Genomic DNA, 13472 nt, shown 5'->3' with positions numbered 1-13472 from the left:
AATTAAATTAATCGGTCTCCGATAGAAAGAAAAAGCTGACCAGCGCCTAAATTTTGGACGCTGGCAATTTCCCTATTTACTCTTAATAAAAATTTTCAAAAACATCATTTTACAATTTATTACTTAGCCTCTTCTGGGATTAAGTTTTCCGGTATTTCTAATCCTTGTTCTTTAAAGTATTTATAAGCTCCAACATGTAGAGGCGCTGGTAATCCATCTAATGCGCTTTCGAGCGTCATATCTTTTGCTGCATCATGTACACCATACATAAACTCTAAGTTTTCGTATAAAGTTTTCGTTAGCTTATAGACAGTGTCTTCATCCAGTTCTTTTGTAACTCCTAAGAAGTTTGGCTGAGCAATTGTTTTGATTTCTTTTTCTTGACCTGGATATGTACCAGCTGGAATTGCGAAACGATACCAAGTATTGTAAATGCTATTGATGTCTTCCAATTGTTCATCACTTACTTCTAGTACAGTTGCATCAACACCACTAGCATACATATCCATGATTGCTGCTACTGGGATACCACCTGGAGCTGAACCTCCATCAAGTCTTCCATCACGCATCGCAGAAACTGTATCATCGTAACCTAAATACTCTGGCTTAATATTGTCTTTCGTTAAATTAACGCCTTCCATCATAATAAGCGTAGATTGTTCTGTACCACTTGCCTGTGGACCTACTGAAAAAGTAGTACCATCAATGTCTGAAATCGTACCAGTCTTAACCTTATTGTTCATAAGTAGGAAATGTTCAACATTTGGCCAAAGCATAGAGATTGAACGCAAATCCTCATAGGCATTACCTTCGAAATTTCCAGAACCAGAAATTGCTTGAGCCCCAATTAAACCTTGAAAAATTGCTAGTTGTGCTTCACCATTTCTTAATAGGTCAATGTTTTCTACAGAACCTGCAGATGATTGACCTGTTGCTTTAATCCCTTCATCTTGAAGCTCTTGAGTCCATAGATTTCCCATCCCTACACCAATTGGATAATACGTACCACCTGAAGAAGCGGTAGCAATTGTTAGAAATTGTTGTTTATTTCCTCCTCCACCGCTACTACTTGTTCCTCCACAAGCAGCTAAAAGAAGAACTAATACGGAAGTTAACACAAAAAATAATCGCTTTTTCATTTAGGTATTCTCCCCTTTATCGTAATTGTTCTAGTTTTGTAAGCGCTTCACACAAGTTGTATTACAAGTATATAATATTACAAATTTAATATTCAACAATTTTTAAAATATTTTTAATTGTTAATTATTTCACTATAAAACCCTTACGTATTTCTGGTTACTCCCAAAAAATAGCTTTGATTTATAATAATTTGAATACCAAGATACAAAAATAAAAAAAAAGAACCTAAACGTTTCAGGTTCCTAAGTTCTTCTTTAGATTTTCTATTCTAGAAAATCATTTTTTTATGACGGCTCATTGGTCTCACAGTGTATTGCATTTCTTTTCTAGAGATGAAGAATTAATGAAGTGATTTCCGATAATTATACTGCTGCCATTGAAATCTAATATAGCATCCAATGCAGAAGCCTAAGATGGCAATAAAAGCTGCTAATGCTACCATTACGGTAAAGATTATTGCTAAAACGGTCCATCCCATTAAATAGCCAACAAATCCTAATGCTAAAGAAACAACGGAGATTACCTGATTGAATTGTTGTTGGTCGAAGTCTTCTGGAATGTATTCAGAAGGCTCTTTTCTTAAGAAAAATCCGCCAACTTTCATAATAGGATTAAATTTAAAAATAAGGCCAGCTCCCCCTGCTAGTAAAGGGATAAGTAAAATATATTCTTGCTTAGTAATCCAAGTTAAAATCACGCTTAACACAATTGTCCATTGATTCAGTCTGACGAGTGGTCTTGGAATTGATACAGGCTTTTTATCCACTTAAAACCCACCTACCTTATTGGAATTCTATGTTATTCAAGTATACGAAATATTTAGGAACATGTGAAGTAAAAAGTTTGTAGAGGGTAAATTAAAAACTCCATTTTTTAAGATGGAGTTTTTAATGCTTCATGTGTTGGGGTGCATCACCGTTCATAAGTGAAAGGTGCAGTTCTAAGTCTGATGTTAGTGATGCAAAGAAAACTTCATTTATGTCTTTAATCCCTTTCTTTTCGAGCTGCTCCATAAGCCAAAATTCGCTCGTACTTAATTTGGTTAACATTTGATAATCAATTTTCCCTTCAATAATGACAGGGTATGGCAATTTATCTTTATGGCTTTTTATGCCCATATCTTCAAGTAACACTGGTGATTTATCTCTATTTTTATACACCGATATGTTCCCATTTGCTTCTATTATCCCTAACTTGACTTCTGAAACATCAAAAACATCCTTTTCCCTAAGCATCTGCAAAATTTCATCTATTGAATATTGAATCTTACGTAAATTTTCGACTTTAAAATTACCATCCATAATAACAATAGTTGGTTCAAAAGTGATAGCATTACGAAACTTTCTAAATCTGATGGTCATATAAGAAATGAGTTTTTGAAGTAGGGCTAAGCCAATAATAGCCATGGCCGTATGGATATGAGCAATATTTGGATCAGCAATATCTGCACCTACTACAGCGCCAAGAGTAATGATGATCAAAAAATCAAAAATTGGCAATGACCCTATTGACCTTTTTCCCATAAAAAGAGTAATAAATAGCAAAAGTGGAAGTAAAGTTATGATTCTTCCATATACAAGAAGAGTGTCTTTGACAAATCCCATCTGTTCACACCCACTCAATAATCATTTTGGCATTTCCTCCATATTCTTTACAGCCTAGAAATTTTTATTTAAAATTCAAATTGTATTATAGGTTCAATTATTCTAGATCAAAAAAAGCTGAGTACATTTACTCAGCTTTTTTTGAAAAGCGGGTGATGGGAATCGAACCCACGACAACAGCTTGGAAGGCTGTGGTTTTACCATTAAACTACACCCGCATGAATATTAAAATGTAAAAATGGGGCGATCGATGGGAATCGAACCCACGAGTGTCGGAGCCACAATCCGATGCGTTAACCACTTCGCCACGACCGCCATTACAATATAAGATGTTCATTTTCCGTCTGGCAGGGGCAGTAGGAATTGAACCCACACCAAAGGTTTTGGAGACCTTCGTTCTACCTTTAAACTATGCCCCTGTAGATGATAGGTTATTCAAACTCTGCTATTCTGCGTTGAATGAATGCTATTTTACTCCGCTAGGCTTCATAAAAAGCATTGGTGGAGGGGGACGGATTCGAACCGCCGAACCCGAAGGAGCGGATTTACAGTCCGCCGCGTTTAGCCACTTCGCTACCCCTCCAAATAAAAAGTGGCTCAGGACGGAATCGAACCGCCGACACAAGGATTTTCAGTCCTTTGCTCTACCGACTGAGCTACTGAGCCATAAAAAGATATTGAATTCCTAAACAAACTTACTGCTTGTCCTTCGTCCTCATCTCAGAAAGCTTAATCAAGATTCTGTTCGATGAGTACGCTGGTTGCTTTCTCACGGTAGCTTATTCATCGTGCTCTACCGACTGAGCTACTGAGCCATAACAAAATATTAAATTTCTAAACACATTACCAAATTAAGTTTTGAAAATTAAATGGCGGTCCGGACGGGACTCGAACCCGCGACCTCCTGCGTGACAGGCAGGCATTCTAACCAACTGAACTACCGGACCAATGATTTTTCGCGTTAGCGAAAATATCTTTCCTTAATCTTTTTCGAGGAACGAGAAAATAACTTCCGTCTGTTTTTTCGCGTTAGCGAAAATAGGTTTCATTATTCTTTTTAATAATGAAGAAAAACAAAAGATGGAGGAGGAAAGGGGATTCGAACCCCTGCGCGGTTTGACCCGCCTGTCGGTTTTCAAGACCGATCCCTTCAGCCGGACTTGGGTATTCCTCCAGTTTATAAAATTGGTAGCGGCGGAGGGAGTCGAACCCACGACCTTTCGGGTATGAACCGAATGCTCTAGCCAGCTGAGCTACACCGCCAAAATTATTATTATTTTAGTTTTTTACTTTTCATGGAAAAATCAATGAACCTTATTTTGCTACCGTAAAAAGCTTAGCTATTTTACTTCACTACGTTCCGTAAAAAGCTTTGGTGGAGCCTAGCGGGATCGAACCGCTGACCTCCTGCGTGCAAGGCAGCGCTCTCCCAGCTGAGCTAAGGCCCCAACTTAAAAGAAGAAACATATTGGCTAACACGAAAAAACTAAAATTAAAATTTGCTATCGCGAGATAAGGAAGTTTATTTTGCTTTCGCAAAAAAACTAGCTACTTTACTCCACTACGTTTCGTAAAAGTGGAACATTATTTTCGCAATGCGAAAAAATTTAAGGAATGCTATTTTACTCCACTACGTTTCGTAAAAAGCATTGGTGACCCCTACGGGATTCGAACCCGTGTTACCGCCGTGAAAGGGCGGTGTCTTAACCGCTTGACCAAGGGGCCAATCTATTAATTACTTTTTTGCGACAGCTATATCAATATAACACCTTTAAAAATACTCGTCAACGCTTTTTCTAAAAAAAATTTAAAAACCACAAAAAAAGAACTACATCTATGTAGTCCTCCCAATTTTTATTTACTTTTCAAGCTATATCTGTGGGCTCGATAATGGTTATTTCATTAATGTTGACTAATTTTACATCATTATAGGAGTTGATGTTTCTTATTTCGAGCATGCCATTATTATAATTGAATAAGATTGTGTATAGTTCTTCATGGTAAACGACTTGTTTTCCAAGCAATTTCCTCATCCCCCATAAATCTTATTGATGAGATCAAACAAATCTCTTAATGCATTACGCCAGGTTCATCATCATTGTTAGAGTTTACATGAATAGATGTGGTGTCATGATAAGTCCCGAAAAACGCAAGTAATATAACCAAAAGACTAGCAATCCATTTTTTCATCCTTCATCACCTCTGTTAATTTTCAAATATCATAGCATGTCCAAAGAATTGGTGAATTTTCCTTATTTACTGATATAATGAAGATAACCATCAGTTTTCTTACAATTACGAATTTTTTCGTGCTCCATGATAAATATAGTTATATTGGAGTGAAATTTTATGGCAAGATATTTAGGTCAGCGAATTAAAGAGGCACGAGAACGCCTTGGGTTATCCCAATACGAGACGAGTAAAGATATTTGCACACAGGCCTATATTAGTAAAATCGAGAACGGTAATGTTCTTCCGACTGCTGATATTTTGTTAAAGCTTGCTGATCGATTTAGCATCGACATCTCATACTTATTAGATATTTCTAGCATTCCTCGACATGATTACGTCATTGATGCTTTTACTCAAATTAGAGATTCCATTAATAATCGGGATTACACGTCTGTTCGTAAAATTGTTGAAACAGAAAAGAATAATTTTTTATTTATGGAAAAGAAATTGCAGCAATTTCTAACATGGCATGAGGGAATTTGCTATTTTCAATTAGATCAGGATCTGTCTAAAGCGATCCAAAGTTTAGAAGAAGCCCTACATATGACGATAAACAACAAAAAATTTTTCTCAGAAAGAGAAATCGAAATATTAATTAGCCAAGCCAATATTTTTAGTCAGTGCAATCTGCATGAAGAGGCTATCAATAAATATGAAGAAGCGATGACTCATATTAACCAGCTATCCGAAGTCATCAATAAACATGTTCCAGTTCGTTTGTTTTATAATTATGCCCGTATCATGAGACTTACGGGAAATCATTATGAGTCCATTCACTTATGTGATAGAGGGCTAAAACTTACAGAAAAACATATGCTTATGTACCTTCGCGGGGACCTTTACTTTCAAAAAGCTTATAATTATAAATCACTAAATAACGTGGAAAAAGCTGTGGAATGTTTTAAATTAGCGGAAATGGTCTATATTTTAGAAAACAACCAAGCTTCCATTTCCATGGTACGAAAACATCTTGATCCATTAACCTCTAATTCATGAACCTCATTAAAGGGGTTCATGATATTAGCACAAAAAAAGAACTACCTTGTTCGGTAGCCCTTCACACTACAGATATTTCCGATGAACCCCTTTTCCATCATAAGAAAATAACATATTACGATCCTCAATAACCGTTTCCATGTGCACGCCTCTTCCCCATAGCTGATAAATATAAGGGAGTACTTTTTCTAAATACTTAAGATCAAGTTCAATTCCTTCATACCAATGCTTAATATAGAGTTCCCCATTTTTCAAATAATCTCCATCTGACACAGTTAAGAAAGGAAATCCACCATTAACCCTCATGTTCACAAGCTGGTCTCTGACTTCTTCCCAGCCCTTATCAACAATTTTGTAGTCCCTACCCTGTTTCTGGAATAAATACATATCTTCTCGTAATACCAGATCCTTCGTTAAATAATTTCTCAAAAAAGAAATATCAGATTCAATTTCACGAACTTCAAAAATTTTCTCCCGACCAGAGTTCTTTTTTACTCCTCTTTCTTTCATAAGCTCTGTCGGATTGTTGTATCGCTCTTCAATGTCCTCTAAAATCTTCAATCCTAAATAATACGGATTAATCCCTGTTCGAGATGGCTGAACTACTCCAGCATTTAACTTTGCAAACTCCAATGCCTCAGAAGAAGTTAAATCCATTTCTCGTAAAATTCTTTGGTGCCAATAGGATGCCCAGCCTTCATTCATAATTTTCGTTTCTAACTGAGGCCAAAAATAGAGCATTTCTTCTCTCATCATTGTCAGAATATCTCTTTGCCATTCTGTTAACTCGCGACTGTAGTTTTCAATGAATAACATGAGATCCTTTTCTGGCTGCGGCGGAAATTTCCTTTTAATCTTTCTAGACTTACTTTGTTTTACATCTTTGTTATCTAAATTCCACAAATCGTCATAAGGACTTGCTTTGAAATCATTTTCCTCTTCATAATCCACATCATCCAATGTCCAAGAAAGCTTTGGACGCATAAGCGAAGGATCAATATGTTCTTCAATCGCAAGCACTGCATCTAGAAAATTTTCCACTTCTTGCTTTCCATGCTCTATTTCATATTGACGGATTCTCTCTGCTGTTGCCGCCATACTTTCGACCATATCCCGCTTCGTATTTTGAAAACGTACATTGTTTTTGAAAAAATCGCAGTGTGCAAGTACATGAGCTACGATTAGCTTGTTTTGAATTAATGAATTGGAATCCAGCAAGAATGCATAGCAGGGGTTGGAGTTAATTACAAGCTCATAAATCTTGGAAAGCCCTAAGTCATAATGAAGCTTCATTTTATGAAATTGCTTTCCAAAACTCCAATGTGAAAATCTTGTTGGCATTCCATATGCGCCAAAGGTATAAATGATATCTGCTGGACAAATTTCATATCTCATCGGATAAAAATCAAGGCCAAATCCTGAGGCGATTTCTGTAATTTCGTCAATCGCATACTCCAGTTCTTTCCGTTCTTCCTCTCTCATCCGATTCTCCCCCTTTTTGGTCTTATCACAATGTATGAGCAAAAAGTAGAAATGATGATCTGGAATAGTTCTCCATCTCCTTCATCAAATTAAAAAAGAGAACCCATTTTTCAATGGGTTCTCCTCTCTCTAGTTCATTTTTGAACGAGCTTCATCTCTTTAATCTCAAATTCCATATCCCCGACATTTTCGATAAACTTTTTATCATGGGAAACCAGAAGTATGGTTCCTTGATAAGCCTTGATAAATCGTTCTAATGCTTCAACCGCATTAATATCTAAGAAATTCGTTGGTTCATCTAGTAATAAAATGTTGTACTCCCCTAAAAACAACTCACATAGACGAAGGCGAATCGCTTCTCCTCCACTAAGGGATTTTACATTCTTTAAAACATCTGTTCCTTCAAACTGCATCGAGTGCAAAATACTACGTAAAAAACTCTCATCATATTCAGAACGATTTTTCAAAAATTGTAGAACCGTTTCATTATCTTTATACTGATAGCTCATTTGGCGGAAGAAACCAATTTTCGCCTTTGGTGATATCGTTAAATCAGGTCCATTATTAGCGATGTATTCAAGCAACGTGCTCTTTCCACTACCATTGCTGCCTGTTATGGCGATTTTCTTCCCTAACGGTATTTGGAAACTTACTTCCTCCAATAACACTTTATCCTTCACTTGAAGCGTTAATCTATCTGCCATTATGGGGAACTTATTGTGCAATTCTAGATGTTTTGGTTGACGGAAGACGATCGGTCGTTCATCTTGAACAGCTTCGACTTCCTCAAGTCTCTCCATTCGATGTTCAATCGCTTTTGCAGCCTTTTGAGCAGCTTTTTGGGCCGTGCCTTTTGATTTTGTCATAAATGTTTTGTTCGGCTTGGCGTTTGCTTCACGTTTTGTCATGCTGCCCGCTTGCGCAATTTTTTCTGCCTTTTTCATTTTTTCTTGCGCCGCTTTTTCGAGCCGACTCTTCTCTTTTAGGAACTGTTCATGCGCCTGACTTTGTTGTTCCCGTTCAAGTTCCTTTTGCGCAACGTAATCACTATAATTCCCGGAATACACATGGACTTTCCCTTCGCTGACTTCCCAAATCGTCGTAACAAGTTCATCTAATAATGCACGGTCGTGGCTAATGAGTATAAGTGCACCGTAATAGTATTTAAGTTCATCAAGTAAAAAAGAGATTCCTTTTTGGTCCAAATGAGTTGTTGGTTCATCGATCAGCAAAGCTTCGTAATAATGTGTAAATAGCTGGGCCAATTTCATTCTCGTCTGTTCCCCACCACTTAATTGTTCCGAATCCTTTGGTACGTCTAATTTTCCCAGTAATGCTGGATCAGCTTCTACAGCTTTTGGTGCTTCGATTTGTTCAAAATATCCACACTCAACGTGACCATGAATTTTTCCGGCAGTTGGTTTAACAATACCTGCAAGCAATTTCAATAATGTACTTTTACCTGCTCCGTTTTTTCCCACCATGCCGATACGGTCAAATTGATGAATGGCCAATCGATCAATTTTTAGTATTTCTTTATCTAAATAAGTTACTTCAACATTTTCTAATTCAAAACAAATTTGTTCCATAATTGCTACCTCCGAAATTAGTTTGATTTCGTACCGATAGCTGGATCGATACGAGCTTTTTTAAATCAAGCTCGTATTAAAAAAATAATAAGAACATAGAATTTTCCTCCTATTTTTTCAAAGCTATAGCTGCATTCAAAATAATCAAAATCCCTATTAAAGAAAAAAGTGTTGCTACACTTGTTGCTTCAATTAAGACTCCCGCTAATCCATATCCAATCGGTGTCGCTAATAAAGATAAGCTTGTTACAAAACTAAACACTCTCCCCAATAAATGTGGTTCGATTTCCGTTTGAATAAATGCATAGAATGGTGCAGAAAATATCGGACCAGATAATCCAACTAATCCGCTTAAAGCGACAAATGCATAGTATAAAGATGGAGAGAGCCATCCTGAAAAGAACAAGGCAAATCCCATTAACAACATCCCTACTACCATCGTTTTGATTTTGTTAAAACGATCTCCCAGCAAACTAACTATCAAGCCTCCTAAAATTAAACCAATCGCAAAAACGATCTCAACAATTCCTGCTTCTAGCACACCTTTTTCAAAATGGTTGCGTGTCATTAGTGGAAAGTATGTGCCTAAAGGAATGTATAACAGTGCTACAAACGTCATGATAATTGTGAGCTTTAACAATTTTGGATGCTTTACAAGAGCATCATATCCCTCTTTCATTTCCACAAAAAATCCACTTGAAGTCGGTTCTTCTGTTCTTGGTGCCCTTGGTATCCGAACGGAGAGTAACATGCTACTAGCAATAACTGCACCAAAAAAGTCAAGTAGTAACACCCACTCGAACGAACTAACAGCCAGTAATGTCATAGCTATAGCTGGACCTGCAATATTTGATAATGAACTTAACATCTGCCCCCATCCTGCAACCTTTGTAAGATGCTCTTCAGGTGCAAGAAGTGGTACAGAAGCCTGCATGGCAGGCATATGAAATGCAGTTGCAACTGAACGGATAACTAGCACGAAAAGAACCAATGAAATGCTTGGGTCCCCAAAATATACTGTCGAAAACAACAGTAGACTCCCTATTGCTACCGTCATATCTGACACAATCATGAACATCTTCCGAGAGTAACGATCTACTATCGTTCCCGCAATGGGTCCTATAATTGCTTGTGGCAAAAATCCTGCCAATCCTGCCAGTGCTAATACAAGTGGTGAACCTGAAGTAACTGTTAACCACCAAATAATGCTAAATTGAACTGCTGAACTACTCAGTAATGAAAAGAATTGACCTGCATATATTAAGATAAATTTACGTTTCCAGTTTATATTTTCCATTTTTATACCTCCTAAAATTCAAGAACATGAGTTATGAATCCTAGGTGGTATCAATAAAAGAGTAACATCATCATATTAAATTCCTCCAACAAAAAAATCACAGACTTCATATCTGTGATTAAGAGCAAAGGGATATATTCGATTGAATTAGAAAGCCTCCAACAAATAAGCTTCCATTCCAAAAATAGGAAAACTAAGCAAACGAAAAGAAAGGCAGATCGTTCCGCCTTTCTCCAAAGAATGGTTATTTGAAGATGATTAAAAAAGGACAGACTTATCCCGTTTACTCTGCAAACACAAACAGAGCCTTTGACAGTATTCAATTACTGATTCAAAGCTGGGAAACGAAGTCTCATTGAGTGTGTCATTTTTTAATAATCCTCCTTAATAAATTCATGTTTATTATAGGGTGCATTTTCAAAAAAGTCAAAGCCAAATTTAAGTATTCTATAGTATAATTTTAATATATTGGAAACGGAGGATATTCTATGAGAGAAACATTATTAAGAGTTGGAACGATCTATTTACCTGTTCAAAATATTGAAGTATCTTCACAATGGTATGTAGAAAAATTAGGTGCCAAGTTGAATTACCGTGATGGAGAAAAAGCCATCCTGGACTATGCGAACCAGAGCTTTTTTCTCGTCAAAGCCCAAGAAGGGCAAAAAGCAAACTTTATTGATGCGAATAACCATGAACGTTTTTCAATAACCTTTGAAGTAAATGGACTAGACGCCTTAAAGTTGATACATAAAGAATTTAAAGAAAAAGGGATACTAACTGGTGAAATCGAAAATAGAGGTCACGCTGGAAGAAACTTTGTATTCTCTGATCTAGACCGTAATCAATTTGATGTATGGAGTGAACTTAGTCCCGTCTTCAAAGAAAAATATTTGCTTACTTAGTATTGATTTTATACAGGTAAATGATGAAAATGCCTTTATACCAAGGTCACCAACATTTGCTGAGTGAAATTCATCCCTATCTTCACACACTATTATCAACTCCTTAAAAAGAGGAGATGTGATAATGGAGATAGTGGATTATGATCGCGCTTTATATTATACCCACCGGTCTGAATGGGACAACTTATTAATTCTTATGGTCAGAACAAAGGACCATTTTTTATCTAAGAAAATCGAGCATTTCCTGCACGCGTATAATTTCGAGAAGGATTATATGGAGATTGAAAAACATTTATATTCTTTACTTAGATACATCGACCATGCCAACAATCACCTAGTCAGTCAACATTCATTAGATGTTGAAATAATGCATTAAGAATTCCACCAATCAATAAAGACACGGCGCAAAGCCGTGTCTTTATTTTAGTTCATCATACCTTCAACAATTCCCATAAAGCTCTCTTCAATTTTGTTCAACTTCGACTTGCTGTCTTCTAGTGAAGCACCTTTTACGCCGAAATAGAATTTAATCTTTGGCTCTGTTCCAGAAGGACGTAAGCAAACCCAAGAATCATCCTCAAGGAAATACTTCAATACATTAGACTTTGGAAGTTCGATTGTTGTATCTCCTTCTGCCGTCGTACTGATTCCTTTTAAATAATCCTCTTGTTTCACTACCTTCAGTCCCGCAATCTCTTGTAATGGACTTTCTCTAAAGGATGTTAAGGTATGTTGGATTTTTTCTGCTCCTTCTTTTCCCTTCAATGTAAGGGAGCGTAGGCCCTCCAAGAAGTATCCATACTGTTCAAATACAGATAACAATGCATCGTATAAGGACATGCCCTTCTCTTTATAAAAAGCACAAGCTTCCGTTGCTAAAAGAGCAGCCTGAATCGCATCTTTATCGCGTGCAAAGTCCCCAATTAGATAGCCATAGCTTTCTTCGTATCCAAATAGGAATTGATGCTCACCACTAACCTTATACTGTCTAATTTTTTCTGCAATATATTTGAAACCTGTTAATACATCAATCGTTTCTACATTAAAGGATGAGGCAACTTCTTTTCCTAATTCGGAAGTCACAATTGTTTTTAACATTACACCATTGCTAGGCAATGTACCCTTTTTACTTTTCTCTGAAAGGATATAATGCAGAAGGAGTGCACCTGTTTGATTGCCTGTTAAAACCTGATATTCGCCATCACTATTTTTTACCGCAATTCCCAATCTATCCGCATCTGGATCGGTTGCAATAAGTAGGTCTGCCCCAACTTCTTTTCCTTTTTGAATCGCAAGCTCAAATGCAGCATGCTCTTCAGGATTTGGACTTTTCACAGTCGAGAATTGTGAATCTGGCAATTCTTGTTCTTTAACAATATGTACTTGCTCATAACCAAGAGCGTTTAGTCCATTTCTTAATGGTTTGTTTCCTGTCCCATGTAATGGAGTAAAGACGACTTTTATGTCAGACTGTTGACCTAATGAGTTTTCTGAGATCGTCACGAGCTTGTCCTGATATGCACGATCAATCTCTTCACCGATTATCGTAATTAGCCCTGCAGCTTTTAGTTCTTCTTCATTTTTCACTTCAATTTGCAGTTCATCAGCAATAGCATTAACCTGATCAACTAGCGCATCTGCATCTTCATTTGCTAACTGTGCCCCATCTGGTCCATACACTTTGTATCCATTATATTCTGGCGGATTATGACTAGCTGTAATAACGATTCCTGAATAGGCTTTTAAGAATCGAACTGCAAAGGATAGCTCAGGTGTCGGTCTTAATTCATCAAACACATATGTATGAATTCCTTTTGAAGCAAGTGTTTTTGCTGCCTCCATCGCGAATTCTGGCGATTTATGTCTAGAATCATAGGCAATAACTACACCTTGCTTCTTCGCTTCACTGCCCTTCTCTTCAATAAAAGCAGCTAGCCCAGCAGAAGCTTTGCGAACTGTATATAGGTTCATTCGGTTCGTACCTGCACCAATTTCACCGCGCATTCCGCCTGTACCAAACTCTAAATTTTTATAAAATGACTCTTCTAAACCTTTTTCATCTAACAAAAGGAGTTGTTCCTTTAGTTCAGCATCTAATTCTTTATATTGAAGCCATCTAGAAGATTGCTCTTTCCAATTCATTTATGACCACTCCTGTTTAATATGAATTCTAAAATTTGCCATGGTTATATCGTACTACAAAATCTACTCAAACTTCTATTACAAG

The 13472-nt window shown here is 36.9% G+C and carries 12 protein-coding genes and 10 tRNA genes; 3 read left to right on the top strand and 19 right to left on the bottom strand.

Annotation, left to right across the window (positions count from 1 at the left end; all coding sequences use genetic code 11):
* Positions 1–119: 119 nt before the first annotated feature.
* From FA727_RS00610 to FA727_RS23940, 14 genes are all read right to left on the bottom strand, one after another.
* Entirely contained in the window at positions 120–1139 is a 1020-nt protein-coding gene (locus FA727_RS00610) for a TAXI family TRAP transporter solute-binding subunit (protein ID WP_136828812.1), read from the bottom strand.
* Between the two features lie 341 nt (positions 1140–1480).
* Positions 1481–1906 (bottom strand): DUF4395 domain-containing protein, encoded by a 426-nt coding sequence (locus FA727_RS00605; protein ID WP_136828811.1) that lies wholly within the window; start codon positions 1904–1906, stop codon positions 1481–1483.
* A gap of 121 nt (positions 1907–2027) precedes the next feature.
* Positions 2028–2744 (bottom strand): YetF domain-containing protein, encoded by a 717-nt coding sequence (locus tag FA727_RS00600; protein ID WP_136828810.1) that lies wholly within the window; start codon positions 2742–2744, stop codon positions 2028–2030.
* Between the two features lie 147 nt (positions 2745–2891).
* Positions 2892–2962, bottom strand: a tRNA-Gly gene (locus FA727_RS00595).
* 21 nt (positions 2963–2983) lie between these two features.
* Positions 2984–3059: transfer RNA gene (locus tag FA727_RS00590), tRNA-His, on the bottom strand.
* A gap of 30 nt (positions 3060–3089) precedes the next feature.
* Positions 3090–3163 (bottom strand) — tRNA-Trp (locus FA727_RS00585).
* An 80-nt stretch (positions 3164–3243) separates the two neighbouring features.
* A tRNA-Tyr gene (locus FA727_RS00580) sits at positions 3244–3327 on the bottom strand.
* Positions 3328–3337: 10 nt separating this feature from the next.
* Positions 3338–3410, bottom strand: a tRNA-Phe gene (locus FA727_RS00575).
* A gap of 204 nt (positions 3411–3614) precedes the next feature.
* A tRNA-Asp gene (locus FA727_RS00570) sits at positions 3615–3691 on the bottom strand.
* A gap of 134 nt (positions 3692–3825) precedes the next feature.
* Positions 3826–3918 (bottom strand) — tRNA-Ser (locus tag FA727_RS00565).
* 12 nt (positions 3919–3930) lie between these two features.
* Positions 3931–4007, bottom strand: a tRNA-Met gene (locus tag FA727_RS00560).
* Between the two features lie 110 nt (positions 4008–4117).
* Positions 4118–4192 (bottom strand) — tRNA-Ala (locus FA727_RS00555).
* Between the two features lie 202 nt (positions 4193–4394).
* Positions 4395–4469, bottom strand: a tRNA-Glu gene (locus FA727_RS00550).
* A 140-nt stretch (positions 4470–4609) separates the two neighbouring features.
* Positions 4610–4777, bottom strand: coding sequence for a hypothetical protein (locus FA727_RS23940; protein ID WP_158318772.1), 168 nt, complete (start codon positions 4775–4777; stop codon positions 4610–4612).
* 316 nt (positions 4778–5093) lie between these two features.
* Between FA727_RS23940 and FA727_RS00545 the strand changes: the two genes are divergently transcribed.
* Positions 5094–5972, top strand: coding sequence for a helix-turn-helix domain-containing protein (locus FA727_RS00545; protein ID WP_136828809.1), 879 nt, complete (start codon positions 5094–5096; stop codon positions 5970–5972).
* A 66-nt stretch (positions 5973–6038) separates the two neighbouring features.
* Here FA727_RS00545 and FA727_RS00540 read toward each other — a convergent pair whose 3' ends face one another.
* From FA727_RS00540 to FA727_RS25065, 4 genes are all read right to left on the bottom strand, one after another.
* On the bottom strand, positions 6039–7454 hold the full coding sequence (locus FA727_RS00540) for a SpoVR family protein (protein WP_136828808.1): 1416 nt from the start codon (positions 7452–7454) through the stop codon (positions 6039–6041).
* Between the two features lie 134 nt (positions 7455–7588).
* Positions 7589–9043, bottom strand: coding sequence for an Msr family ABC-F type ribosomal protection protein (locus tag FA727_RS00535; RefSeq protein ID WP_136828807.1), 1455 nt, complete (start codon positions 9041–9043; stop codon positions 7589–7591).
* Between the two features lie 109 nt (positions 9044–9152).
* Positions 9153–10340: an MFS transporter gene (locus tag FA727_RS00530; RefSeq protein ID WP_136828806.1), complete on the bottom strand. Its 1188-nt coding sequence runs from the start codon at positions 10338–10340 to the stop codon at positions 9153–9155.
* Between the two features lie 323 nt (positions 10341–10663).
* Positions 10664–10708: an erythromycin resistance leader peptide gene (locus tag FA727_RS25065; protein ID WP_121128006.1), complete on the bottom strand. Its 45-nt coding sequence runs from the start codon at positions 10706–10708 to the stop codon at positions 10664–10666.
* Between the two features lie 120 nt (positions 10709–10828).
* Here FA727_RS25065 and FA727_RS00520 point away from each other — a divergent pair, with 120 nt between their 5' ends.
* Both FA727_RS00520 and FA727_RS00515 read left to right on the top strand, forming a co-directional pair.
* Positions 10829–11245, top strand: a complete 417-nt coding sequence (locus FA727_RS00520; RefSeq protein ID WP_136828805.1) for a VOC family protein — start codon at positions 10829–10831, stop codon at positions 11243–11245.
* A 124-nt stretch (positions 11246–11369) separates the two neighbouring features.
* Positions 11370–11621, top strand: a complete 252-nt coding sequence (locus tag FA727_RS00515; RefSeq protein ID WP_136828804.1) for a YhdB family protein — start codon at positions 11370–11372, stop codon at positions 11619–11621.
* Between the two features lie 47 nt (positions 11622–11668).
* Here FA727_RS00515 and FA727_RS00510 read toward each other — a convergent pair whose 3' ends face one another.
* Complete coding sequence (locus FA727_RS00510; protein WP_136828803.1) at positions 11669–13387, bottom strand: phospho-sugar mutase; 1719 nt, start codon at positions 13385–13387, stop codon at positions 11669–11671.
* Between the last annotated feature and the right edge of the window lie 85 nt (positions 13388–13472).

The organism is Robertmurraya kyonggiensis, assembly GCF_005116465.1.
Classification (GTDB): Bacteria; Bacillota; Bacilli; order Bacillales; family Cytobacillaceae; genus Robertmurraya; species Robertmurraya kyonggiensis.
Note: the sequence above shows the minus strand (reverse complement) of the source record. Positions and strands in the feature narration are given on the sequence as shown.